The organism is Rhizobium sp. 1399, from assembly GCF_031455475.1.
Classification (GTDB): domain Bacteria; phylum Pseudomonadota; class Alphaproteobacteria; order Rhizobiales; family Rhizobiaceae; genus Rhizobium.
Genome location: NZ_JAVDSU010000023.1, coordinates 33,630 through 58,285 on the forward strand (window position 1 = coordinate 33,630; position 24,656 = coordinate 58,285).

Genomic DNA, 24,656 nt, shown 5'->3' on the forward strand with positions numbered 1-24,656 from the left:
CTCTATATCGCTCCCGAACCGACGATACGTCTGCGGACCCTCCGCGATCAGGCACCACCGCGACAGATGCCTGCCGTCTCCTTCATGACATATGTCAAGGAGGGCGGACGGGATTGCCAATAGAAGGACGAACATCGGCAATGTCCGCAGGTTCGATTGGAGGCTCCGCAATTGAGAAAGCATCAGCTTTGTGTCCTGGTTTCCGCCGCTTTTCTCCTTGGCCTTGGCCAGCCGGTTCTTGCCCAGGATCGCTCCTCGGTCTTGTCGGCTCGCTTCGAGGCCCTCTGGAACAAGATGACAGGCCGAGGACTTCCCGAAAATGTCTCCATGTCCAATGGCCGCATCGAGGCCCAGCAGGTGCTGATTTCGGCGAAATTCGCTGGCCGGCTTGCCGATGTACTCGTCGATGAAGGCCAGATCGTCGAGGCCGGCGCGCCGATCGCCCGGATCGATACGGCCGATCTCGATGCCCAGCTTGCTGGCGCCAAGGCCCAGGTTCGCCGCAGCGAGACGAGCCAGGTCGAAGCCGAGGCCTCAATTGCCCAGCGCCAAAGCGAGCTTGCACTGGCCAGGCAGGAATTCGAACGCGCGCGATCGATGAGCAACACAGGCAGTGGAACGATGCAGCAGCTCGAATTGCGCCGCAGCCAGCTGAGCGTTGCCGAGGCTGCACAAAGGGCAGCGCTCGCAAGCCGCGACGAGGCGGAAGCGGCAACAGAAGCGGCGCAGGCGGAAGTGGTGCGCATTCAAACTTTGCTCGACGATGCTGTGCTGAAGGCGCCGCGCCGGGGCCGTGTCGAATACAAGCTCGCGCAGACTGGCGAGGTCGTTGCCGCCGGTGCGCCGGTTGCCACGCTGCTCGATCTCTCCGACGTGTCGATGACGATCTTCCTGCCGGCCCGTGCAGCCGGCACCTTGGCGATCGGCGATGAGGCGCGCATTATTCTCGATCCGGCGCCGCAATATGTCGTGCCGGCGACGGTCTCCTTCGTCTCTTCGCAGGCCCAGTTCACGCCGAAGACCGTAGAGACGCAAGACGAGCGCGAGAAGCTGGTCTTCCGCGTGAAGTTGAAGATCGCTCCCGATCTGCTCAAGGATTATGAATCGCGCGTCAAGACCGGTGTGAGGGGCATCGGCTATGTCCGCACCGACCCCAAGTCGGGCTGGCCGGCCGAGCTGCAAGTGAAGCTGCCGCAATGAGCGAACCGGCCGTTCGCCTTACGGCCGTGACGCATCGTTACGGCCAAATTGCCGCGCTCGATGGTGTCGAGCTCGCCGTTCCCGCCGGCTGCATGGCCGGACTGATCGGCCCCGATGGCGTCGGCAAATCGACGCTGCTCGGTCTTGCGGCGGGTATTACCCGCATCCAGCACGGGCATGTCGAGGTGCTTGGCGGCGACATGGCCGATTGGCGCCATCGTCGTGACACCCGTACCCGCCTTGCCTTCATGCCGCAGGGCCTCGGACGCAATCTCTATCCGACGCTGAGCGTGGCAGAAAACCTCGATTTCTTCGGCCGTCTTTTCGGCCAGGACGGTCGGCAGCGCCTGGCGCGCATGGACGAGCTACTGCGAATGACCGGCTTGCTGCCTTTTCGCGACCGGCCGGCCGGCAAGCTTTCGGGTGGCATGAGGCAGAAGCTCGGCATCTGTGCCTCGCTCCTGCATGATCCCGATCTGCTGATCCTCGACGAACCGACGACCGGCATTGATCCGCTCTCGCGGCGGCAGTTCTGGGAGCTCGTCGATCACATTCGTGCGCGGCGGCCGCAGATGAGCGTGATCGTCGCCACCGCCTATATGGAGGAGGCCGAACGCTTCGACTGGCTTGCCGCATTGCACGCAGGCAGGCTGATCGCGACCGGCAGCCCCGGCGATATCATGCGGCAGGCTCGGCAGCAGACCCTGGAGGCGGCCTTCACGGCTCTGATGCCGAATACCGGCAAGCTGGATCGCGGCCCGCTGATCGTCACGCCGCGTGCGATCGTCGACGGACCGCCGGCAATCGAGGCGGAAGACCTGACGTGCCGCTTCGGCGATTTCGTCGCGGTCGATCATGTCAGCTTCCGTATTGCGAAGGGCGAGATTTTCGGCTTCCTCGGTTCGAACGGCAGCGGCAAGAGCACGACGATGAAAATGCTGACGGGGCTATTGCCGTCGAGCGAGGGTGTCGCAAAGCTCTTTGGCCAGCCGCTGAAAGCCGGCGACATCGAGACCCGCAAGCGCGTCGGCTACATGTCGCAGGCGTTCTCCCTCTATGGCGAGCTGACCGTTCGCCAGAACCTCAGGCTGCATGCGCGTCTTTTCGGTTTGCCGGCTGCAGATATCGACGGGCGCGTCGGCGAGATGCTCGCCGAATATGATCTCGACGACTTCGCCGACCAGCGGCCAGAGGACTTGCCGCTCGGCATTCGCCAGCGTCTCCAGCTTGCAGCCGCCCTCATCCACAAGCCGGAAATTCTGATCCTCGACGAGCCTACGTCCGGCGTCGATCCGGTGGCTCGCGACGCCTTCTGGCGATCCCTGATAACGCTGTCGCGGCGCGACGGCGTCACGATTTTCCTGTCGACGCATTTCATGAATGAGGCCGAGCGCTGTGACCGCATCTCGCTGATGCATGCCGGCAAGGTGCTGGCGGTCGGCACCCCTGCCGAACTCCGCGCCGAGCGGGGCAATGCGACGCTGGAGGAAACCTTCATCGAGGTGCTGAGCGAGGCGGGTATGGGAGAGGGTGTTGACGCCGATGCCGGGGGCATTGAGCTCGCCGGTGCCGCCGCCAAGCCCATGCGTCTCTTCGACCCCCGCCGGCTCTTTGCCTACGCGCGGCGGGAGACGATCGAAATCCTGCGCGACCGGGCGCGGCTCGTCTTCGCGCTGCTCGGGCCGGTCCTGCTGATGCTCACTTTCGGATACGGCATCTCCTTCGATGTCGAGCATCTGCCTTTCGCCGTCTACGATCAGGATCAATCTTCAGAAAGCCGACAGCTGGTGGAGAGCCTGCAGAGCTCGCGTTATTTCCAGGAGCAGCCGCCGATTGCCTCGACCGAGGAGCTGCAGCATCGGCTGCAGGATGGTGAGCTGATGGTGGCCATCGAGGTCCCGCCCGATTTCGGCCGCGACCTGCTGCGGCAGGAGGCGCCGGAGGTCTCCGTATGGCTCGACGGCGCGATGCCGTTCCGTGCCGAGACGGCGCGCGGCTATGTTTCCGGTCTCGTCTCCTCCTATCTCGCTGATGTCTCGGCGCGGCACTCAGGCCGCTTCGAACAACCCTATCCCGTCAATATCGAAAGCCGCTTCCGCTATAATCAGGATTTCAAAAGCGCCAATGCGATCGTGCCGAGCGTCATCATGCTGATGCTCGTATTGATCCCGGCGATCATGACCGCGCTCGGCATCGTCAAGGAGAAGGAGACCGGCTCGATTGCCAATTTCCAGGCGACGCCGGTCACGCGTATCGAATTCCTGCTTGGCAAGCAGCTTCCCTATGTGGCGATCGCCTTCGTCAGTTTCCTGATGCTGGTGCTGATGATGCGCATCGTGTTCGACGTACCGATCAAGGGCTCCGTCGGTCTGCTTGCGGCGGGCTCTGTCCTCTATATCCTCGCGACGACTGCCTTCGGTCTCTTCGTTTCGAGCTTCGTGCGCAGCCAGGTGGCGGCGATCTTCGCAACGGCGATCATTGCGGTCGTCCCGGCCGTGAATTTTTCCGGTCTGCTGGTGCCGGTCTCGTCGCTCTCCGGGGCCGGGCGGTTCATGGGGCTGCTTTTTCCCTCGGCCTGGTACCAGCCCCTGAGCGTCGGCGTCATCACAAAGGCTCTCGGCCTTGCCGAACTCTGGCCTAACCTCATCGCCCTTGCCGGTTTCGGTGTCGTGTTCGTCGGTGCCGCACTTGTGGCCCTCAGAAAGCGGAGCGCCTGACATGTGGGGCAAGCTCAACCGGATCTTCCGCCTCGGCGTCAAGGAGCTCTACAGCCTGAAGGCCGATCCCGTGATGATGGTTCTCATCGTCTATACTTTCACCATTGCCGTCTATACGGTTTCGACCGGCGCCAAGCTCGAGGTTGAGAACGCCTCGGTCGCCGTCGTCGACGAGGACCGTTCGATGCTCTCGACACGGCTACGGGACGCAATGCTGCAGCCCTTCTTCAAGGAGCCAGTGTTGATTGGCGCTGATGAGGTGGATGCGGCAATGGATGCCGGTCGATTCGTCTTCGTACTGGAGATCCCGCCCAAATTCGAGGAGGATGCGATTGCCGGCCGCAAGCCTTCGCTGCAGCTCGATATCGACGCGACAGCCATGGCGCAGGCCGGCAACGGAGCCTCCTATATTCAGAGCATCGTCCTGCATGAGATGGCGACGGCCTTGCCGAATAGCGCAGCGGCGTCGCCGGTCAATCTCGTCGTCAGCGCACGATTCAATCCCAACCTGCAATCGACCTGGTTCACGGCGGTCATGCAGGTCATCAACAATGTGACGATGCTTTCGGTCATCCTGACCGGTGCAGCGCTGGTCCGAGAGCGGGAGCACGGCACGATCGAGCATCTTCTCGTCATGCCGGTCACGCCGGCGGAGATCATGATGTCGAAGGTCTGGGCGAACGGGCTGGTGATCGTCGTGGCGGCTGTGCTGTCGCTCGTCGTCGTGGTCGAAGGGTTTCTTTCGGTGCCGATCGCCGGCTCGATCTGGCTCTTCGTCTTCTGCGCGGTGCTTTACCAGTTCTCCGTCACGTCGCTCGGCATTCTGATCGCCACGGCGTCCAGCTCGATGGCGCAATTCGGGTTGATCTCGATGCCGATCCTGATGGCCATGAACCTGCTTTCCGGCAGTACGACGCCGATGGATAGCATGCCGCTGTGGCTGCAATATGCGATGGTGGTTTCGCCCGCGCCGCATTTTGTTTCCCTGTCGCAGGCAATCCTCTACCGCGGCGCTGGCTTCGATGCGGTCTGGCAGGAGGTGGCGGCGCTGATCGCGATCGGCGTGCTCTTCTTTTGCAGCGCGCTCATGCGGTTCCGGCGGGCGCTGGCGGAGGCGCGGTAGGGATAGGGCAATGCCGTGATGGCGTGCGCTGGCCCACACCTGCCAGTACCTTTGCGTCATGTGTGGGGAGTAGGTCGGGACGAAGGCGGAAAACACAGCGCGCCATTGCCGAGGTCGTACTGTTATCAGCGCGCGACCGTCTCAACCGCGCCGATCAGCTTCTGCCCCGGACTTTGCTTGCGATCGACGAGGACCGAGCATTTGGCATGACGCACCACGCGGTCGACCACGGCCCCGAAAATATAGTCGGTAATATCTGCGACATGGGTTGAAAGGATGATGAGGTCGGCTTCCTTCTCCCGCGCGGCGGCCAAAAGCACCCTGGCCGCGCTACCGGTATGGACCTCGACCTGACCAGGCATCTTCATCTGCCGGCAGAGCAAGGTGAGCTTTTCCTCGGCATCCTTTATGGCAGCGGTCTCGAAGTCCTCCGGCAGGCTCGCCGTCATGTAGCGCGGCATGGTTTCGACGGCGTGGATGACGAAGATCGAGCCATCCTTGTCGAGCAGGCCGGCTGCCTTGTTCAGGATGCGCTCGGCCGTTTCGCGGGGGCCATTGCCTATTGCGCAGACTATCGTTCGGTACATATCGGATCACTACCCCATCCGCCAGATGATTGTGCAATTTTAGCCTCCTGCATGGATCATACATTGACCGACATCAAGAAACGGTCCCGCATCATATTTGATGCGGGATAGGGCGGCTGCGGAAGGCGGCGCCTTATCTTCAAGCCATCGAGGGAACAGCCGAACCGATACCCTGAAAAACTCACTTAGAGCGCCGTGCGTCCATTCGGACGCACAAAGAACGCTCTAACTCTTTGAATCTACGAATCAGGGCCGATGCTGTAGCTTTCAGGTCAAAAGGGCGCTGATGGCGAGGGTCAGGGAGAAGACAACCAGTACCGCGCAACCGCAATGGCGCGCAACAGGTGACATTTGCGCTTGGCGTCCAACAAGCAGACTGCCAAGGCCAAGCCAGATCGCCGACGTCACCGTCACGCAGCAGACGAATGTCGCCGTCGCTGCGGGTACCCCCGCTTCGACAGCGGGCACGAGGGTGAGGCCGATGATGATGGCCTTGGGATTGAGCAGCGTGGTGATGAAGAGCTGACCGACGCCGAGCGTGTTCTGCCCGCCCGTCGGCGCCCGAACCCATAGCTTGAGCGCAAGATAGAGAACCCAGATCGCCGAAATCAGCTTGACGGTACTGGCGATCCCTGGATGGCCATTAAGGACCGGAGCGGCGATGCTCGACACCGGAACGATGATTGCGAGATAGCCAAGCACCACCGCGGCGATGAGCGACAGGGACCGCCAGACGGTCAGCGTTGTCGACGCCAAGGCCAGAACCGCGTTGGTGGGGCCTGGAAGGATCAGCAGCGAGAAGACGGCGATAACGAATGTCGGCAGGTTCATCAAATCCGGTCCTTGATCGCCTGCCACCCTTCTCATGAATTCTGACGGACGGTTTTGATCTGTATCAGTTCGAGTACCGCCCCGGCCAGATTGAGATGTGTCAAGGACGAACAAGTAGGGGGGGCGATAGCAACGGCATGCGATATTCGTCCGTCACGCGAAAACATCGGCACCCTTTTGTGCTGCCTCATCGAAGACGAGCGAAGGTCTCGCATCACCATAGGGATGTGAAATCCATGTTCGAAAAGCGGCCTCTCTCACTATGCTCCTGAGAGATCTCGATCCAGTCACCGCCAGGCGCGTTCTCCAGATCTATGACCTATTGCGGAGGCGTCGTGGTTCAATCGCAACCGCGCCACCGAATGGGAGCTGCTCAAGCTCGTGCTTTGCCACGTCGCGTGCCATCAGGAGGAGGAATATCTCCAGAAACTATGCACCCTCGAAGCGTTCGAGCGTTTCTGCCGAAGCACGTAGCCGAGATGAGGGATCAGTCGGGCGGGGAAAGGGTGTGATGGTGCTGCCGATATCCTGCAACGTCCACAGCGGTTCTGACTGTGAATGACCACGGCGCCAGCGTCTTACATCGGTTGCTGTGACGACCAGGGTTTCCGCATGCCTCGGATCGCATTTGCGATAGGCGAGCGCGATCTCGCAAAAGTTATGCAGAAACTGGAAAAGCCGCGCCTCACTCGCACGCGGCGGCGAGGCGACACTCAGCAGCGATCTCCTGGTAACGATCAGTGGCCGGGTTTGGTCAGCCACTTGAAGATCGATGCGACCGCATTTCTCCACGTCGTCGAACAGGGCCGAGATGATCGAATACTCCATCTTGCGCTCCCCCGGACGTTCAGCACGACCGAATACGCGTCGATCCGGATCAGGGCCGATCTGCATCGCCGCCCCTGTCCTTTTCGCCGCCCTGCTCGTCATCGATGCCCTTCTTGAAGGCCCGAATCCCATGTGCGACGTCGCCCATGAGTTCAGGGATCTTGCCGCGTCCAAACAGGATGAGGACGATGGCAAGGACGATCAGCCAATGCCAGGTGCTAAAGCTTCCCATTCCAATCACTCCTTGTAATGTGACGAGCTTAGACCTTCCGCCTCAGCAGTGGTTGATCTGGCGCAAATGCAATGATGTTGGTGAAACTGGCGGTCAACCGCTGGCCGCGGTTGCCGGGGCCGCGGACTCACGGATATGGATGCCCGCCGCGCGGTGTAACGTGCTCGAGCATGGCGTCAAGATCGGCATCCGCATGCATTCGAAAAAGCGGCAGTGACTTCAAAACCGCACCATCGATCTTCATCGTCGTCCCGCTAAACTGCTTTGAAAGTGGCGCCGTCGGTCGTATCGGCGCGAGCGCAAGGGTCGAGCTGGTTCCTGCGCCCGGCGTGCTGTTTTCAGGCTCACGCGGGTCATTGTTGATCCAGGACAAGGAAGGCAGCCCCTCATCTGCATATGCGCATCGTGACACTCTCATGAAGGAGGCCGAAATGTCCGATGCCTTGGTTGCCAAATATGGCGAGGCCCGTCTGCCACGTTACACCAGCTATCCGACTGCACCTGCATTTTCGCCGGTCGTCGGGCCGGAGCAATATGCCGTCGGTCTTTCAGAGATCGCAGCCTATGGACCTGTCTCCGTCTACCTGCACGTTCCGTTCTGTCGCTCGATGTGCTGGTATTGCGGCTGCCACACAACGGTCACGCGCCAGGATGCGCCCGTGCTCGAATATCTCGACGTCTTGAGCCAGGAGATCGAACTCGTATCGCAGGCGGCTCGAAACGAGGTTCCGGTCAAAAACATTCATTTCGGCGGCGGCACGCCGACGATCATCAAGCCGGACGAGTTTTCAAGCCTGATGGACAAGCTCAAGAGCGCGTTCCAATTTACCAGCGACTGCAGCGTTGCGGTTGAGATCGATCCGCGAACGCTGTCGAGCGCGATGATTTCCGCTCTCGGCGAAAACGGCGTCGACCGTGCAAGTCTCGGCGTCCAGAGCTTCGACCCGGTCGTTCAAAAAACGATCAACCGGATACAGAGCTTCGAGCAGACGCAGGCAGCCGTGGCGGGGCTCAGAGGCTACGGCGTGACGAGCATCAATTTCGATCTTATCTACGGGCTCCCGCATCAGACCATTCGATCCTGCATCGAAACGGTGAGAACGGCTGTCGAGTTGCGCCCGGAGCGTTTTGCGGTCTTCGGATATGCCCATGTGCCGGCCTTCAAGAAGCATCAGCGGCTGATCGACCAGGCAGTGCTGCCCGATGCTGCGCAACGCAACGAGCAGGCCGAGGCGATTGCTGATGAGCTGGAGAGCGCCGGATATGTTCGTGTCGGCCTCGACCATTTCGCATTGCCCGACGATCAGCTCGCCGTCGCCTCCCTCTCGGGAACCTTGCGGCGCAACTTCCAGGGCTACACGACAGACGAATGCGAAACCCTCATCGGGCTCGGCGCTTCGGCGATTGGGCGGCTGCCGGGCGGCTACGTCCAGAACCACGTCGCTCTTGGTCGTTATGCAGAACGGATCACTTCGGGAATTCTCGCGACTGCCAAGGGATACGGGCTGACCGATGAAGACAGGTTTCGGGCGAGAGTGATCGAACGGCTGATGTGCGACTTCAAGGTCGATCTCGCAAAGCTTGGTGCGGAGGCCGGCTACGATGTCGGCTTTCTCCTCGAGCGGAACGATCGGCTGGACAGTCTCCTATCGGATGGTGTGGTGACACTAGAGAATGGCTGTATAACCGTCTCGAAGGAGCATCGCTTCATGGTCCGTGCCGTCGCGGCGGCCTTCGACGCCTATTTCGGCTCCTTCGGCCGGACGCACAGCAAGGCGGCATGATCTCCGGCTGACCGCCACGTTGTGACAAGCGGCAGGTGATCAACGACGATGCGCCTGCCGGTCACTCCTAGCCACAAGCATTTCCTTGGCTACGTGGCGAAGCACAAATTCATCATATTCGTCGTCGGCAAAGCGAGCCGCCTTGCCACAGGATCTCGGTGAGGCCTCCCTCGGCCTGCTCGAGAGTGCTGTGGGCCTGCGCCGATCCGACAATGCAAAACATGCCTGTTACTGCGAGCGCAAAATGTCTGATCATGACATGTCTCCTGGTCCGCAGGTGGGGCGCAAGGCGCCGCCACCTGTGAGTGCCTTAACGTTATTGCGTGACCTGCGCGATCTGTGCGAGATCGGCATCGAGGCGCTTGCGCACCATGTTCGGAAGCTTGGCGGTCTTGATGACTTCGAGGTTGGCGGGGTTGTCGCCGACCTGGATCAGCGCCACCATGCCCATGCCTGCGTGCGGCGTGCACTTGATGACATAGGCGCCGGGCACGTCGAATTTGGCCTGATACTGCTCGCTGGGCTTGGATTTGAACTCGGCAGCCCCATCCGGAATAAGACCCTTGTAGGTCTCGGCATTGTGGCTCTTGTCGGTGGGCACGAAGGTAACGGTGTCGCCGGGCGCGATCTTGACAAATCCCGGCTCGAAGACCATCGCGCCGTCAGCGCCCTTGTTGAGCATCTGGATCTGATGGTCGGCGGCCATGAGCGGCGCTGCCGATGCCATCAGAACCGCTCCGGCAGCGATCAGTCCAAATTTCAGACGCATTGCATTTTCTCCTATAGTTCGGGGCCGATCTTGGCCTCGGCTGCGGTTCTAGGACATGCGAGCGTGTCACTCTTTGACGCCCGTCAAATTGGTGGTGCCAATTCAGGCGACAGGTGGCTCTCTGTGTCCTGTTTCGATGACACGCAGGGAAACGGGAGAGCGCGCCGGAATCACGGTGATGACAGCATCCACGTCGAGGCAGGCATGGATGCAGGTTTGCACCTGCGGAACCGTCAAAGGCTCCGGCGGACAATCGGATTGCTGGTTTTTTTGATAGGGTTTACGCACCCCGCCTCACCGGGCGTCGATGAGCTCACGCACTTTCAGGGCAAGGTCGCGCGCAGTGTAAGGCTTTCGAAGCCATTGCGCGCCGGCGATGACCTCGTTTGCCGCCAGTGCGGGCTCGGAATATCCTGAGGTGAAGAGCACGGCGAGGTCAGGCCGTTCCACGCGGGCGGCCCTTGCCAACTCGTCGCCGGTCATGCCTCCGGGCATGACGATGTCGGTGAACAAAAGCGCGACGTCGGGCTGACCCTTGAGCAATTCCAGTGCCCGGCGGCCATTGTCGGCCTCGAGCACTGCATATCCCATTCCAGCAAGCCTGGCGACGGCAACCCTGCGCACGCGCGCGTCGTCCTCAACCACAAGAACGCGTTCGTCGCCACCCGGCAGTGCTGCTTCGACCTTGCCGCCCGCCGTCGCTTCGTCCCTAGCGCTGGCGCTTGAAAGAGCGGGCAGGTAGATGCGGATCGTCGAGCCGCGACCGACCTCGCTATAGATCTGCAGGTGGCCGCCGGATTGCTTGACGAAGCCGTAGACCATGCTGAGGCCCAGTCCGGTTCCGGATCCCACTTCCTTGGTGGTGAAGAAGGGCTCGATCGCACGCTTCTTGACCTCTTCGGTCATGCCGTCACCGGTATCGCTCATGGAGACGAGGACGAAGTTGCCGCTGCGAACTTCCGGATACATTTTCGCGTAGTCCGCATCGAGCTGCACACGTGAGACCTCAGTGGTCAGAGTGCCGCCTTTCGGCATGGCGTCGCGCGCGTTCAGAGCGATGTTGAGGATCGCGTTCTGCAGCTGGGAACTGTCGACCAGCACGTTGAAATCGGATCCTGAAAGGACCGTCGACAATTTGATGTTTTCTCCGAGCGTCCTTCGCAACAGGTCCGAAAAGCCGGTGACGAGCCGGCCGAGATCGGCTTGCTTCGGGTTCAACGGTTGACGTCTTCCGAATGCCAACAGCTGTCCGGTGAGCTTTGCGCCGTCGGCCGCGGCATCCTGCGCCTCCTGCAGCATGTCGCGCAGCGGGCCTGACGGGAGCTTGTCCTCGATCATCTCCAGATTGCCGCTGATCACGGTCAGCAGATTGTTGAAGTCGTGCGCCAGCCCGCCGGTCAACTGACCCACGGCTTCCATCTTCTGGGCCTGGCGAAGGTCCTCCTCGATCTTGAACCTGCTGGTCAGATCGCGAACGAAGCCGGTGAAGATTCGTTCGCCATTTGCCGTTGCCTCGCCGACATGAAGCTCCATCGGGAACTGGCTACCGTCAGCGCGCTGGCCGGTCACGACACGACCGTAACCGATGATCCGCTTCTCGCCCGTCTGCATGTAATGGTCGATATATCCGTCATGGGCCGCGCGATAAGGTTCGGGCATCAGCTTCTTGACGTTCTGGCCGCAAACTTCCTCGGAGCTGCAGCCGAAGAGCGCCTCGGCCGCCTTGCTGAACGACATGACATTGCCGTTCTGGTCGATGACGACCATCGCGTCGGGCACTGTGTCGAGGATCGATGACAGGTGTGCCTCGCGCGTCCGCACAGCCTCTTCCGCCCTGCGCAGGGCGCTGACATCGCTGTTTGCCTCGATGACGACGGGATCGCCGTCTGGAAGATTGACGAGAACGCAGCGGGTCGTCACATACATGTCGCGACCGTTCTTGTGACGTTGAACGACCTCGCCCTGCCAGAAGCCCCGCGTCGTCAGATGCGCGCGTATGGCGTCCATCGGCTCAGGGAAGCGCGTATCGAGCAAAGAGTAGACGGTCTCGCCCACGGCTTCTTCACGGGTCCAGCCGTACATGTTCTCGCTGCCGATCGACCAATGGGTGATCGTGCCTTCGAGCCGGTGCACGATGATGTCGGCCCCGTCGAGAACATGCACGAGCGCGTCCAGTTCCTGGGGCGATGCGATGCGCGGCGAGATCAGACGGTGGGGCATAGACATTCGTTCCGTAGTCAGTGGACGCTACCCCTATGGCAGGTTCTGTCCGAAAAATCATCCACGTTGCCTGACAACTGTGCGAGGCGGGCTAGATTGACGATGCGCAGATTATGCCGTCCGTCCGGAATAACGATCTTCCTCTGGGCGAGCTTGCTGATTGAGCGCGAGACGGTCTCGATGGTCAGGCCGAGATAATCGGCGATGTCCTGCCGGCTCATCGGCACCTCGAGCAGCCCCTGGTGGAGCGATTCGCCGTCACGGGTCGCAAGCTTCATGAGAAAGGTGCAGAGGCGTTCCTCGGCATTTTTCCTGGACAGGAGCACGAGCTGGTCGTGAGCCGACGCGGTTTCCCTGCAGAGCAGGCTGATATAGGCCGGCCGCAGAAATTCGGAACGCTCAATCTCTTCCTGGAACTGTTTGCGCGAGAGGCGGCGAATCTTGCAATCCGTCACGGCTTCGGCGGTAAACAGGAAATCGCCCTGCAGGAAAGAGCCGACGACATCGCCGGCGAAGTGAAAGGCGGTTATGACCCGGCGCCCGTCGCCGATGATGCGATGAAGACGTACGACGCCTTCGGTGATCTGGAACAGATGCCGTGCGGCATCCCCCTCCCAACAGATCGCCTTTCCTGCCCCGACCGTTTCGGTTGCCGATATCTGGAAAAGCGACGACAACGAATTGTCCTGAACCGCTTTTGCGCCAAGATCGACGTTCTCGAATGCCTGTTGGCCCTGCATCAACATCTCAATGATCCCCGTGCCCTGATTGAATGTGAGGCCAATAGAAAGGCGTTCGGTCACAGCGGAATGAGCGGACGGTGCCAATGGGTAAGGTTCTGTAACAGTCTGTAACAACGGCCAAAGCCACACCTTCGTTGACCTGGATCAAGGAACAGGAGGGGTCTCCGTGACAGTCGTTCCTCAAAGTACGAGAAAGGCGACCGCGCTGTGGTCGTCTGCGCACTGGGGACGTCATCATGAACTATACTACGGAAACCATGGTGGTCGCCGTGGGAGCATTCCTGGCATTGCTTGGCGCTGCTTTCGCCCACGACCATCTATTTTCAATCCACATGGGGATATTGAGCTTCTGCCTTTTTGCGGGAACGCTGCTTCTCGTCAGAAAGGTGGATTTCTCACCGGCGGGCCGGCTTCCGAAAGCCGATCCGTCTGGCTATTTCGACGAGGTGATCCGCTACGGTTTGATCGCCACCGTATTCTGGGGCGTCGTCGGCTTCCTCGTCGGCGTTGTCATTGCGGCGCAATTGGCGTTCCCGGATCTCAATCTCGCTCCCTATCTGAATTTCGGCAGGCTCCGGCCTGTCCACACTTCAGCGGTGATTTTCGCCTTCGGCGGCAATGCGCTGATCATGACGTCCTTCTACGTCGTCCAGCGCACCTGTCATGCGCGCCTCTTCGGCGGCAGCCTCGCCTGGTTCGTCTTCTGGGGCTATCAGCTCTTCATCATCATGGCGGCGACCGGCTATGTCCTCGGCATCAACCAGGCGCGCGAATATGCCGAGCCTGAATGGTACGTCGACCTGTGGCTGACGATCGTCTGGGTTGCCTACCTGGTCGTCTTCCTCGGCACCATCCTGAAGCGCAAGGAGCCGCATATCTATGTGGCGAACTGGTTCTATCTTGGCTTCATCGTGACGATCGCGATGCTGCACGTCGTCAACAATCTCGCAGTGCCGGTCTCCTTCCTCGGCTCGAAGAGCTACTCGCTGTTTTCGGGTGTTCAGGACGCCCTGACGCAGTGGTGGTACGGCCACAATGCCGTCGGTTTCTTCCTGACCGCCGGCTTCCTCGGGATGATGTATTATTTCGTGCCCAAGCAGGCTAACCGTCCCGTCTATTCCTATCGGCTGTCGATCATCCATTTCTGGGCGCTGATCTTCATGTATATCTGGGCCGGGCCGCATCACCTGCACTATACCGCGCTTCCGGACTGGGCGCAGACCCTCGGCATGGTCTTCTCCGTCATGCTCTGGATGCCCTCCTGGGGCGGCATGATCAATGGCCTGATGACGCTGTCGGGCGCCTGGGACAAGATCCGCACCGATCCCATCATCCGCATGATGATTGTCGCCATCGCCTTTTACGGCATGTCGACCTTCGAAGGCCCGATGATGTCGGTCAAGACGGTAAACTCGCTCAGCCACTACACCGAATGGACCATCGGTCACGTACATTCCGGCGCGCTCGGTTGGGTCGGCATGATCACCTTCGGTGCGATCTACTACATGACGCCGAAGCTGTGGGGCCGCGAACGTCTCTACAGCCTGCGCATGGTCAACTGGCACTTCTGGCTCGCAACGCTCGGCATCGTCGTCTATGCGGCAGTCCTTTGGGTCGCCGGCATCCAGCAGGGCCTGATGTGGCGCGAATATAATTCCCAGGGCTTCCTCGTCTACTCCTTCGCCGAAACCGTGGCGGCCATGTTCCCCTATTACGTACTGCGCACGATCGGGGGTGGTCTCTATCTTGCCGGCGGCATCGTGATGGCCTGGAACGTCTTCATGACCATCCGTGGCCATATGCGCGACGAAGTCGAAATTCCTTCCGCCTTTGTGCCGCAGGCACAGGCTGCCGAGTGAGGTGACACATGGCATCAATCCTGGACAAACATCAGATCCTCGAGAAAAACGCGACCCTTCTTCTGGTCGGCTCGCTGCTCGTGGTCAGCATCGGCGGTATCGTCGAAATCGCACCGCTGTTTTACCTGCAGAACACGATCGAGAAGGTGGAGGGAATGCGTCCCTATACGCCGCTCGAGCTGGCTGGCCGCAACATCTACATCCGCGAGGGCTGCTATCTCTGCCATAGCCAGATGATCAGGCCGTTCCGAGACGAGGTGGAGCGCTACGGCCATTACTCGCTGGCCGCCGAATCCATGTATGACCATCCCTTCCAATGGGGCTCGAAGCGCACGGGCCCGGATCTCGCGCGCGTGGGCGGCCGTTACTCCAACGAGTGGCATGTCCAGCACCTGTCGAACCCCAGAGCCGTCGTGCCGGAATCAATCATGCCGAGCTACGCCTTCCTCAGGGAGCATGAAGTCACCGTCAAGGACGTCGGCATGGACCTCAAGGCGAATGTGGATGTCGGCGTGCCCTATAGCGGCGACATGATCGCCAATGCGGAGGCGGACATGAAGAGCCAGACTGATCCGAATGCGGATACGACCGTGCTTCTTGAGCGATATCCCAAGGCCAAGGTCGGCGACTTCGACGGCGACCCTTCGAAGCTCACCGAGATGGACGCCCTTGTGGCCTATCTGCAGATGCTCGGCACGCTCGTCGACTTCTCGACCTATGACGACGCCACCGGCTACCGATGAGGTGAAACATGGAAACCTACACCGCAATGCGGCACTTCGCCGACAGTTGGGGCCTCCTGGCTATGACGGCCTTCTTCATCGGAGCGATCATTTTCACGCTCCGGCCCGGCGGCAAGCAGGCCGCGAAGGACGCCGCCAACATTCCTCTGAAGGACGATTGAGATGTCGGAAAAACATATCGATGAAGTCAGCGGCGTCGAGACGACCGGCCATGAATGGGACGGCATTCGTGAACTGAACAATCCAATGCCCCGGTGGTGGGTCTGGACCTTCTACGCGACGATCCTGTGGGCAATCGCCTATGCCATCGCCTATCCGGCCATACCGATGATCACCTCGGCTACGAAAGGCTATTTGGGCTTTTCCAGCCGTGCCGAGCTGCAGCAGGACCTCGATCTGGCCAAGGCGTCGCAGACGAAGTTCCACGACATGATCGCCGCCAAGAGCGTGCAGGAAATTGACGCCGATCCCGCCCTTCGCGAATTCGCGATCGCCGGCGGGGCCTCCGCCTTCAAGGTCAACTGCGCTCCATGCCACGGTTCCGGCGCGAGTGGCGGACCGGGCTTCCCCAATCTCAACGACGACGACTGGCTCTGGGGCGGCGACCTTGATTCCATCCACACGACAATCGCCCACGGCATCCGCTTCGACGGCGACACAGATACGCATGTCTCCGAAATGCCGGCCTTTGCCGACATGCTCGACAAGGATCAGATGCGGCAGGTTGCAGCCTATATCTGGAGCCTGACGAACAGGCCATCGGACGAAGCCCTCGTTGAACCCGGCAAGCAGGTGTTTCTCGACAATTGCGCGGCCTGTCACGGCGAGGATGCCAAGGGCAAGCCGGAGATGGGCGCGCCGAACCTTGCTGATGCCATCTGGCTGAAGGGTAGAGGTGAGGACGCCATCATGCGCCAGGTTGCGGTTCCCAAGCATGGTGTCATGCCGGCCTGGTCCGCGCGCCTCGGAGACACGACCATCAAGGAACTCACCGTCTTCGTCCACTCGCTCGGCGGCGGCCAATGAGAGGCCAACAGAATGACGAACCATGATCACAACGCGCTCCTTGCACTCTATGGCACTCCGCGTGCGGCGATCCGCTCGCGTGTGTCGATGCGCGCAAGGTCCGCTCCACCGGCCTGCGAACAGGAAGATCCTGCAAAGATCGGCAGTTCGATCGTAAGTTTGATCTGCCTCAAGGATCACAACCCGACCAGCCGCTAAATCTGCAAGCGAGGACGTCCCAGCGGCTTCTCCCCGTTGTCCTCCAGGCCGTGCCTTCCTCTCTGGGCGCGGCCCTTTCTCTTTGATCAAGCGCAAAGAACGATCCGACGCAACTGCCTATGCCTGTCGATTGCCCGGCTCCTTCAGGGCTGCATCCTGCCCTGCCAGGGGCTTCTTCGTGCAAACCATGTTCTTGATATGAATCAAGGATCGTCAGCTGGAAACGGAGGAGAAGGGCAGTCACAAATCGGAACAGGCCCATGAACCTCTACACAGCACCCGATCCCAAATCAGTGGAACGTGTCAACGCCGAGCCGGTCAACGCCCGCCGCAACCGTCAGCCACTTTATGCAGCGCGCAAGAAGGTCTTCCCCAAGAGGGTCCAAGGGCATTTTCGCCGGTTCAAGTGGATCGTGATGCTGATCACGCTGGCGATCTATTATCTTGCACCCTGGATCCGCTGGGATCGCGGGCCTTACGCGCCCGACCAGGCGATCCTTATCGACCTGGCGTCGCGCCGCTTCTTTTTCTTCTTCATCGAGATCTGGCCGCAGGAATTCTATTATGTCGCCGGATTGCTGGTCATGGCCGGGTTCGGGCTCTTTCTGGTCACCTCGGCCGTCGGCCGCGCCTGGTGCGGTTATGCCTGTCCGCAGACAGTCTGGGTCGACCTCTTTCTCGTTGTCGAGCGCGCTATCGAAGGCGACCGCAATGCCAGAATGAAGCTCGACGCCTCGCCGTGGACGCTCGACAAACTTCGCAAGCGCCTGCTCAAGCATGCGACCTGGCTCGTCATCGGCGTTCTCACCGGCGGTGCATGGGTATTCTATTTCGCCGACGCGCCAACCCTCGTCAAAGGCCTCTTCACCGGGCAGGCTCCAGCCGTCGCCTACGCCACCGTCGCCATTCTGACATCGACCACCTACGTCTTCGGCGGGCTGCTGCGCGAACAGGTCTGCACCTATATGTGCCCCTGGCCGCGCATCCAGGGCGCCATGCTCGACGAGAACTCGCTGGTCGTGACCTACAATGACTGGCGCGGGGAGCAACGCTCGCGCCATGCCAAGAAGGCAGAAGCAGAGGGGCAGGCCGTCGGCGACTGTGTCGACTGCAATGCCTGCGTTGCCGTCTGTCCCATGGGTATCGATATCCGCGACGGACAGCAGATGGAATGCATCACCTGTGCGCTCTGCATCGACGCCTGCGACAATGTCATGGACAAGATCGGCAAACCGCGCGGCCTGATCGCCTATGCGACGCTCAGCGAATATGCGAGCAACATGAACATTGCCACCGACGGGGGCAGGACACCCGTCCAGGCGGGGCGCGTCAGAAATCCGGACGGTTCCTTTGTCGACGGCATTCGCCACTTCAACTGGCGCATCATCTTTCGGCCACGCGTCGTCTTTTACGCGAGCGTATGGACCTGTATCGGCATTGCCATGCTCGTGCATCTGTCGATGCGCGAACGGCTGGAGCTCAATGTCGTCCATGACCGCAACCCCCAATTTGTGCTGGAAAGCGACGGATCGATCCGCAACGGATACACGCTGCGTGTGCTCAACATGGTTCCCAAGCCGCGCACGATCGAGCTGACCCTGTCGGGCATCGATGGTGCGACGATGCGGATCCCCGAGCTCGGCAAGGAGGAGGGACGTCGGTTCACGATCGATGCCGCCCCCGACGCAGCGACGACGCTCAAGGTGTTCGTCACCCGCAAGCCGACTGGCGACGCCGTCAACGAATTCCTCTTTTCGATCGAGGATGCCGGTCACGCCGACCGCGCGACCTATCGCGCCGCATTCAACGCCCCAGGAGACGTCAGATGAGCACCCGCACGCAAGGATTCACCGGCACGCATATGTTGCTGACGACCTGCGCCTTCTTCGGCGTGATCATAGCCGTCAACTTTACGATGGCCTGGTACGCTTCGTCGAGCTGGAGCGGGCTCGTGGTCGAAAACACCTATGTCGCCAGCCAGGAATTCAATGAGAAGGCGGCCGCCATGAAGGCAATGGCTGCCTCTGGGATCGCGGGCAAGCTGTCGCTGAAGAGCGACGAAATCCATTATGATATCAGCAACAAGGACGGCTCGCCGGCTGTTGTCGACGACGTCGTGGCCAACTTCAAGCGGCCGGTCGGCGATCATGAGGACTTTCGCGTTGCCCTGACCAAGCTCTCGGAAGGGCGGTTTAAGGCGGATCACGCGATCGCGGCAGGCGACTGGATCGTCGAGTTGACCTCGCGCCGTGGCGGCGAGATCGTCATGCACGAGGCCGTGCGCATCGACACTGCGGAGTTCGGCCAATGACCTGCTGCGCAATGAATGCGGACGGCGTCCTGGCGATGAGCACGACCTCCTTCAGCGCTGAGGAGATCGGGCTTGCGAGCCACGCGCTCGGGGGCGGCCTTCGTCAACTCGATCTCAGCGTGCCTGACGTCCATTGCGGCGCCTGCATATCGACCATCGAGCGGGCTTTGTCGGGCCTGCCCTATGTGCGAAAAGCCAGGGTGAACCTCTCCTCAAGGCGCGTGAGCTGCGTCTATGCCGAGGAGATGGACAACAAAGCGGTTGATCCGACCGGCATCACTGCCGCGATCAGTGCGACCGGATACAGGGTCCATCTCTTCGCACCGCTTGCGCCGGAAAGCGACAAGACACGGAACCAGCTTCTTCTTGCTGTCGGGGAGGCCGGTTTTGCCGCGGCAAACATAATGCTGCTGTCGGTATCCGTCTGGTCCGGCGCGGATGCCGCGACGCGCGACATGTTCCATTGGATATCGGCGATGATCGCAGCTCCTGCACTCGTTTATTCCGGCCGGTTCTTCTTTCGATCGGCCTGGAACGCATTGAAGCGCGGGCGCACGAACATGGATGTGCCTATCTCACTTGCCGTGACGCTTTCCTATGCGGTTTCGCTCTGGGAGACGATGCATCATGGCGAGCATGCCTGGTTCGATGCGACCGTGTCGCTGCTATTCTTCCTGCTGATCGGCCGGACCCTCGACCACGTCATGCGCGAGAAGGCGCGCGCAGCGATCAACGGGCTGGCGCGGCTTGCCCCGCGTGGGGCGCTGGTGCTGGCCGCCGATGGTTCGAGACGCTACGTGGCGGTCGAGGAGATCGCTGTCGGCGACGAGATAGCCGTGGCGGCCGGCGACCGCATCCCGGTCGACGGCATCGTCGCCAGCGGCGAGAGCGATCTCGACCTGTCGATCGTAACCGGCGAGAGCAGCCCGGTTGCCGTCAAACCCGGCGCGGAAATCCATTCCGGGGCCATGAACCTGACAGGCTCGCTCATCGTGCGTGCAACCAAGCTCGCGCGCAACTCGCTGCTTGCCGAGATCATCGGCCTCATGGAGGCTGCAGAAGGCGGACGGGCGCGCTATCGGCGGATCGCCGACAGGGCTGCGGTACTCTATTCCCCTGCCGTGCACCTGCTTGCGCTGGTGTCGTTTCTGGGCTGGGGGATCATCGGCGGAGACTGGAAGCAGGCGATGCTCGTCGGTGTCGCCGTGCTCATCATCACCTGCCCATGCGCCCTCGGACTGGCCGTTCCGGTTGTGCAAGTCGTTGCAGCCGGCGAGCTTTTTCGCAGGGGCGTCATGGTCAAGGACGGTTCGGCGCTCGAGCGGCTCGCCGAGGTCGATGCCGTTGCCTTCGACAAGACCGGTACGCTGACGCTCGGGCGACCGAGGCTTGTGCGGACGGAGGCCGACAATATCGGGAGTATCGCGATCGCAGCGGGACTTGCTCAGCATTCCAGGCATCCGCTCTCACAGTCGCTTTCCCGTCAGACGGTCGTGGCCGATCAATTCGATCGTGTGGTGGAGGTTGCAGGCGGCGGTCTCGAAACCTCGCGTGGGAATGTCGTCTATAGGCTCGGAAACGCGTCCTTCGCCTGCGGCGAGGCCGAGATCGCGACATCAGACAGTCCGCTTTCCGAAGTCGTTCTTTCGGCAAACGGGATGGCGCTGGCACGCTTCTTCTTCGATGACACGCTTCGTCCGGGAGCAAGCGAGGCGGTCGCCGATCTGGAATCGGCTGGTTTCCAGACGCTGATTTTTTCGGGGGACCGCCAGTCAGTCGTCGAAAGCACCGCACGCAGCCTCGGCGTCGACCGCGCCCTTGGCGCATTGACCCCGAAGCAGAAAGTGGAAGCCTGCGAGGCCCTGCGAGAGGAGGGGCGCCGCGTTCTGATGGTCGGCGACGGCATCAATGACGCGCCTGCGCTAGCCGCAGCCCATGTCTCGATGGCGCCGTCCACCGCTTCCGACATCGGACGCCAGGCGGCCGACCTCGTGTTCTTCAACGAGAGGCTCGATGCAGTACCCGATGCGATCCGGATCGCCAGGCTCTCGGCCGCGCTCATCCGGCAGAATTTCGCCCTTGCGATCGGCTACAACATCCTTGCCGTGCCGATTGCGATCGCCGGCTTTGCGACGCCGCTGATCGCGGCCGTGGCGATGTCTACCTCCTCGATCATCGTTGTCACCAATGCCCTGCGTCTCAACGCCTTTACGACGCGAAGCGCTCTTCTGCCGGCTTTGCAGAGACCGATCCACGATCAGGAGGTCGAAGCCGCATGAACATGCTCATCTATCTGATCCCGATCGCACTTTTCATGGGCGGCCTCGGGCTGGCGGCGTTCCTCTGGTCCCTGAAAAGCGGTCAGTATGACGATCTGGAGGGCGCTTCCTGGCGGGTGATTGCCGACGATGATTCCGATCCGACCGCTACGTGATCGCGTCAGCCGGAAAAAGACCGATGCTCTTCAACAGCGAACAGCTTTTACAGTCGGACCTCTTTGACGGGCTGAGCAACGATACCGCAAGACGACTTGCGACCCTCGCGCGCCGGCGCGTATGCATGCCCGAAGAAGAGATATTCGCGGAAGGCGAGCCCGGCACCCACGTGGTTTACGTCGCAAGCGGCGTCGTGAGGCTGACACGAACGGAATCGAGCGGGCGTGATGCCGATATCCGCGTCTGCGAGCCAGGCGATTTCATTGCCGAATATGTAATTGCGCTCGGCGGCAATTATGCGCATGGCGCGTGTGCCGGCGCCTTGAGCGCGCTCGCGCTCTTTGAGGCTGCGGCGCTTCGGACACTTGCCGATAAATGCCCTCAACTCGAGCGCAACCTGCTGAAGATATCAGCCCGCCATCTTCTTGAAGCCTTCGATTGCATAGCCGGCGATCGTTTGCACATGGCAGCCCAGCGCGTGGCGAATTTCCTGTTGCGCCAATGCCCGGAAACAGCTCTCCAGGCGACATTCCACCTCCCATACAAGAAGCAGATTCTGGCTGGAAAACTCGGGCTTGGACCGGAGGCCCTGTCCCGGGCGTTTGCCGCTCTCGCACAGTGCGGCGTCGATGTGAAGGGTCGAACGGTCCGTATCGAAAACGTCGTCCTGCTCCGTCAGGTCTGTTAGCTACGATCGCGCCAGCTTTCGAGGCGATTCCGTCGGACACTATCGTGACAGAGCCGCCAGCCGAGGCAGTCATCACCAAGTTTCTTTGGGAACCGTCGCATACCGCGCCGGGAGCGGTGGCGCTGGCGGAATTCCTGCGCTATCTGATTGGCAAGTCGAAACGAGCTTAACGAGGACAATGGAACCGGACCGTATTCTGGTGGTCGATGATGACGCGCGGATCAGGCAGATGCTGGTGCGTTACTTCGAAGACAACGGATTTAAGGTGAACGCGGTCGCAAACGGTGCAGCGATGCGTTCCGAACTCGCCAAGGGCTCTTACGCGGCAATTTTTCTCGATCTGGTGCTCCCGAACGGTGAGAATGGTCTCGAATTGCTCCGGGAGCTTCGAAGCGCATCCGACGTGCCGGTTCTCATGCTGACCGGTCAGGACGATGTCACGGACAAGGTCGTCGGCCTTGAGGTCGGTGCCGATGATTATATCGCCAAGCCCTTTCACCTGAGAGAACTGCTGGCTCGTCTGAGGACAATCCTGCGGCGCCGCACCTCCTCGGACGCGGCCCGCATCGCCAATGGAGAAGACGAAACGCTCGCCTTCGAAGGTTGGTGCCTCGATGTGTCGCGCCGGCGACTGACCTCACCCCAGGGCGACGACGTTGCTTTGACGACGGGCGAGTTCGACATGCTTCTTGTTTTCGTGCGCAATCCCGGACGGGTTCTTTCGCGCGAAACCCTCATGGATCTGACGAGGAACCGGAATCTCGAAGCCTTCGATCGCGCAATCGACGCCCAGATCGTACGCTTGCGCAAGAAGATCGAGGATGATCCGAAGAGCCCGGATCTCATTCAGTCGGTGCGCGGCGTCGGTTATGTCTTCACCGGCCGACCGGCACGAACACCGAGATAATTGATCCTCGTCAATGTCCGGTCCGCCGCTGGAGCTATGTGTTGAGCCATTATGGCTGCAACAATGACGATCTGGATACTCTTCGCGGTGATGACGACCGCAGCGACTGCCGTCCTGCTTCACCCGCTTTCGAGGGGCCGCCGGAAGGGGGCAAGCACCGAAGCGGATGCCCGCAAGGTCTATCGCGACCAACTTTTTGAACTCGACCAGGATGTCGCCTCCGGATGCATCTCGCCGGACGAATACGAGGTGGCCAGAGCGGAAACGGCGCGACGCCTGTTCAAGGCTGCAGATGACGGCCGGCCGGCGCAGATCGCGCACCGCTCCGGCAGATGGCTGAAACACGCTATCGCCGTGTTCTTGCCATTGCTCAGCATCGCTCTTTACGTCTCGCTTGGCTCTCCCGATCTCCTCTCACGTCCGCTGGCCATAAGGCTCGCCGAGCCCGGCGAGGATCTCGCAATCCTCGTGAAAAAGATAGAGGATCACCTGGCCGCTCAGCCCGAGGACGGCCGGGGATGGGACGTCATCGCTCCGGTCTACAACAAGATGGGCAGGGTCGATGACGCGGCAAAAGCCTATCGCGCGGCGCTTCGCCTCGGCGGAACCAATGTCTCCCGCCTGGAAGGACTGTCGGAAACGCTGATGGCCACGTCAAACGGCCTGGTGACCGCAGACGTGCTTGATGAACTCAAGCAAATCCTGTCTCTTGAGCCGAACAACCCGCGCGCACGTTTTTATGTTGCGTTGAGCCTGGAGCAGGCGGGCCAACCGGATCAGGCGCGCACGGCCTTCGAGGATCTGGCGAAGCAATCGCCTGATGATGCACCCTGGCTTCCGCTGGTCAACGAGCATATCGCCAAGAACGGCGGCACGGCGGTCGCCCCTGCAGCCGAGCCAGAAGCCAAGCCTGCCGCACGACCGTCAGTTCCGGGCGGCCCGACGGCCGAGGATGTCGCGGCGGCTCAGAACATGAATAGCGGCGACCGTCAGCAGATGATCCGTGGCATGGTGGAAAGCCTGGATGCCAAACTGACTGATGATCCCGACAATTTCGAGGGCTGGATGCGTCTCGTCCGCTCTTACGCCGTATTGAACGACAAGGATCGCGCCGCCGGCGCCTTGAAGCGGGGGCTTGCCGCCTTCCCGGCATCGGGCGACGAGGGCAGGCAGCTGCTCGCGCTGGCAAAGGAACTCGGCATCGCGACGGAAGGATTGAGGGCCACGGAAGGATTGAGGGAATGACGCGCAAGCAGAAACGCCTGGCGGTGATTGCCGGCGGCATGAGCTTCATCCTTGTCGCCGTGCTGCTCGTGATGTTCGCCTTCAGCCAGTCGGTCGCCTATTTCTATATGCCGGGCGATCTCGCCAAGACGCCGGTGGCGCCCGGCACCCGCATCCGCCTCGGCGGCCTCGTCGGCGAGGGCAGCGTCATGCGCGGCGAAGGTTCGGTCG

26 protein-coding genes are annotated in these 24,656 nt (G+C 61.1%); 18 read left to right on the forward strand and 8 right to left on the reverse strand.

Annotated features, from left to right (window positions below; genetic code table 11):
- The first annotated feature begins 171 nt into the window (after positions 1–171).
- Genes J2X71_RS36840 through J2X71_RS36850 form a run of 3 tightly spaced genes read left to right on the forward strand, consistent with a single transcriptional unit; the run spans position 172 to position 5,040 of the window.
- Positions 172–1,200 carry an HlyD family efflux transporter periplasmic adaptor subunit gene (locus J2X71_RS36840; protein WP_310390359.1) on the forward strand — a complete coding sequence of 343 codons (1,029 nt, stop codon included), beginning with the start codon at positions 172–174 and terminating at the stop codon, positions 1,198–1,200.
- Positions 1,197–3,917, forward strand: coding sequence for a ribosome-associated ATPase/putative transporter RbbA (gene rbbA / locus J2X71_RS36845; RefSeq protein ID WP_310390360.1), 2,721 nt, complete (start codon positions 1,197–1,199; stop codon positions 3,915–3,917). The genes J2X71_RS36840 and rbbA overlap by 4 nt, the downstream gene beginning before the upstream one ends.
- 1 nt (position 3,918) lies before the next feature.
- Positions 3,919–5,040: an ABC transporter permease gene (locus J2X71_RS36850; RefSeq protein ID WP_310390361.1), complete on the forward strand. Its 1,122-nt coding sequence runs from the start codon at positions 3,919–3,921 to the stop codon at positions 5,038–5,040.
- Positions 5,041–5,165: 125 nt separating this feature from the next.
- Here J2X71_RS36850 and J2X71_RS36855 read toward each other — a convergent pair whose 3' ends face one another.
- The 5 genes from J2X71_RS36855 to J2X71_RS36875 form a co-directional block, all read right to left on the reverse strand.
- A complete protein-coding gene (locus tag J2X71_RS36855) occupies positions 5,166–5,627 on the reverse strand; it encodes a universal stress protein (RefSeq protein WP_310390362.1) in 462 nt (153 codons plus the stop codon).
- A gap of 267 nt (positions 5,628–5,894) precedes the next feature.
- Positions 5,895–6,458, reverse strand: coding sequence for a threonine transporter RhtB (locus J2X71_RS36860; RefSeq protein ID WP_310390363.1), 564 nt, complete (start codon positions 6,456–6,458; stop codon positions 5,895–5,897).
- Between the two features lie 429 nt (positions 6,459–6,887).
- Positions 6,888–7,352, reverse strand: coding sequence for a hypothetical protein (locus J2X71_RS36865; protein ID WP_310390364.1), 465 nt, complete (start codon positions 7,350–7,352; stop codon positions 6,888–6,890).
- A complete protein-coding gene (locus J2X71_RS36870; RefSeq protein ID WP_310390365.1) occupies positions 7,336–7,518 on the reverse strand; it encodes a twin-arginine translocase TatA/TatE family subunit in 183 nt (60 codons plus the stop codon). The genes J2X71_RS36865 and J2X71_RS36870 overlap by 17 nt, the downstream gene beginning before the upstream one ends.
- A gap of 127 nt (positions 7,519–7,645) precedes the next feature.
- Positions 7,646–7,891: a hypothetical protein gene (locus J2X71_RS36875; protein WP_310390366.1), complete on the reverse strand. Its 246-nt coding sequence runs from the start codon at positions 7,889–7,891 to the stop codon at positions 7,646–7,648.
- A gap of 58 nt (positions 7,892–7,949) precedes the next feature.
- On the opposite strand from J2X71_RS36875, the gene hemN reads away from it, so the two are divergent.
- Complete coding sequence (hemN, locus tag J2X71_RS36880) at positions 7,950–9,302, forward strand: oxygen-independent coproporphyrinogen III oxidase (protein WP_310390367.1); 1,353 nt, start codon at positions 7,950–7,952, stop codon at positions 9,300–9,302.
- 316 nt (positions 9,303–9,618) lie between these two features.
- On the opposite strand, the gene J2X71_RS36885 is transcribed toward hemN, so the two are convergent.
- The 3 genes from J2X71_RS36885 to J2X71_RS36895 all read right to left on the reverse strand — a co-directional run bounded on the left by J2X71_RS36885 (position 9,619) and on the right by J2X71_RS36895 (position 13,037).
- A complete protein-coding gene (locus tag J2X71_RS36885) occupies positions 9,619–10,071 on the reverse strand; it encodes a pseudoazurin (RefSeq protein ID WP_037109974.1) in 453 nt (150 codons plus the stop codon).
- Between the two features lie 294 nt (positions 10,072–10,365).
- Entirely contained in the window at positions 10,366–12,291 is a 1,926-nt protein-coding gene (locus tag J2X71_RS36890; protein WP_310390368.1) for a PAS domain S-box protein, read from the reverse strand.
- A 17-nt stretch (positions 12,292–12,308) separates the two neighbouring features.
- Positions 12,309–13,037, reverse strand: coding sequence for a helix-turn-helix domain-containing protein (locus J2X71_RS36895; protein WP_310390369.1), 729 nt, complete (start codon positions 13,035–13,037; stop codon positions 12,309–12,311).
- A 233-nt stretch (positions 13,038–13,270) separates the two neighbouring features.
- On the opposite strand from J2X71_RS36895, the gene ccoN reads away from it, so the two are divergent.
- The 14 genes from ccoN to J2X71_RS36965 form a co-directional block, all read left to right on the forward strand.
- The gene (ccoN, locus tag J2X71_RS36900) at positions 13,271–14,893 is read left to right on the forward strand and encodes a cytochrome-c oxidase, cbb3-type subunit I (RefSeq protein WP_310390370.1); all 1,623 of its coding nucleotides are present in this window, start codon (positions 13,271–13,273) and stop codon (positions 14,891–14,893) included.
- An 8-nt stretch (positions 14,894–14,901) separates the two neighbouring features.
- Positions 14,902–15,636, forward strand: a complete 735-nt coding sequence (gene ccoO / locus J2X71_RS36905) for a cytochrome-c oxidase, cbb3-type subunit II (RefSeq protein WP_310390371.1) — start codon at positions 14,902–14,904, stop codon at positions 15,634–15,636.
- Positions 15,637–15,644: 8 nt separating this feature from the next.
- Positions 15,645–15,797 carry a CcoQ/FixQ family Cbb3-type cytochrome c oxidase assembly chaperone gene (locus tag J2X71_RS36910; protein ID WP_007823787.1) on the forward strand — a complete coding sequence of 51 codons (153 nt, stop codon included), beginning with the start codon at positions 15,645–15,647 and terminating at the stop codon, positions 15,795–15,797.
- Position 15,798: 1 nt separating this feature from the next.
- Positions 15,799–16,662, forward strand: a complete 864-nt coding sequence (gene ccoP / locus J2X71_RS36915) for a cytochrome-c oxidase, cbb3-type subunit III (RefSeq protein WP_310390372.1) — start codon at positions 15,799–15,801, stop codon at positions 16,660–16,662.
- Positions 16,663–16,674: 12 nt separating this feature from the next.
- Complete coding sequence (locus J2X71_RS36920; RefSeq protein ID WP_310390373.1) at positions 16,675–16,860, forward strand: hypothetical protein; 186 nt, start codon at positions 16,675–16,677, stop codon at positions 16,858–16,860.
- Between the two features lie 260 nt (positions 16,861–17,120).
- Complete coding sequence (gene ccoG / locus J2X71_RS36925; protein ID WP_310390374.1) at positions 17,121–18,689, forward strand: cytochrome c oxidase accessory protein CcoG; 1,569 nt, start codon at positions 17,121–17,123, stop codon at positions 18,687–18,689.
- Entirely contained in the window at positions 18,686–19,171 is a 486-nt protein-coding gene (locus J2X71_RS36930) for a FixH family protein (RefSeq protein ID WP_310390375.1), read from the forward strand. The genes ccoG and J2X71_RS36930 overlap by 4 nt, the downstream gene beginning before the upstream one ends.
- Complete coding sequence (locus tag J2X71_RS36935) at positions 19,168–21,450, forward strand: cation-translocating P-type ATPase (protein WP_310390376.1); 2,283 nt, start codon at positions 19,168–19,170, stop codon at positions 21,448–21,450. Before J2X71_RS36930 ends, J2X71_RS36935 begins: the two co-directional genes overlap by 4 nt.
- Positions 21,447–21,605: a cbb3-type cytochrome oxidase assembly protein CcoS gene (gene ccoS, locus J2X71_RS36940; protein ID WP_007823792.1), complete on the forward strand. Its 159-nt coding sequence runs from the start codon at positions 21,447–21,449 to the stop codon at positions 21,603–21,605. The genes J2X71_RS36935 and ccoS overlap by 4 nt, the downstream gene beginning before the upstream one ends.
- Before the next feature lie 23 nt (positions 21,606–21,628).
- Complete coding sequence (locus tag J2X71_RS36945; RefSeq protein WP_310390377.1) at positions 21,629–22,294, forward strand: Crp/Fnr family transcriptional regulator; 666 nt, start codon at positions 21,629–21,631, stop codon at positions 22,292–22,294.
- Between the two features lie 44 nt (positions 22,295–22,338).
- Positions 22,339–22,464 carry a hypothetical protein gene (locus J2X71_RS36950; RefSeq protein WP_310390378.1) on the forward strand — a complete coding sequence of 42 codons (126 nt, stop codon included), beginning with the start codon at positions 22,339–22,341 and terminating at the stop codon, positions 22,462–22,464.
- Between the two features lie 8 nt (positions 22,465–22,472).
- Positions 22,473–23,201 (forward strand): response regulator, encoded by a 729-nt coding sequence (locus J2X71_RS36955; RefSeq protein WP_310390379.1) that lies wholly within the window; start codon positions 22,473–22,475, stop codon positions 23,199–23,201.
- A 63-nt stretch (positions 23,202–23,264) separates the two neighbouring features.
- The gene (gene ccmI, locus J2X71_RS36960) at positions 23,265–24,446 is read left to right on the forward strand and encodes a c-type cytochrome biogenesis protein CcmI (protein ID WP_310390380.1); all 1,182 of its coding nucleotides are present in this window, start codon (positions 23,265–23,267) and stop codon (positions 24,444–24,446) included.
- Positions 24,443–24,656, forward strand: a 214-nt coding sequence (locus J2X71_RS36965; RefSeq protein WP_310390381.1) for a cytochrome c maturation protein CcmE, incomplete at its 3' end; no start/stop codon positions are given. The genes ccmI and J2X71_RS36965, both read left to right, overlap by 4 nt.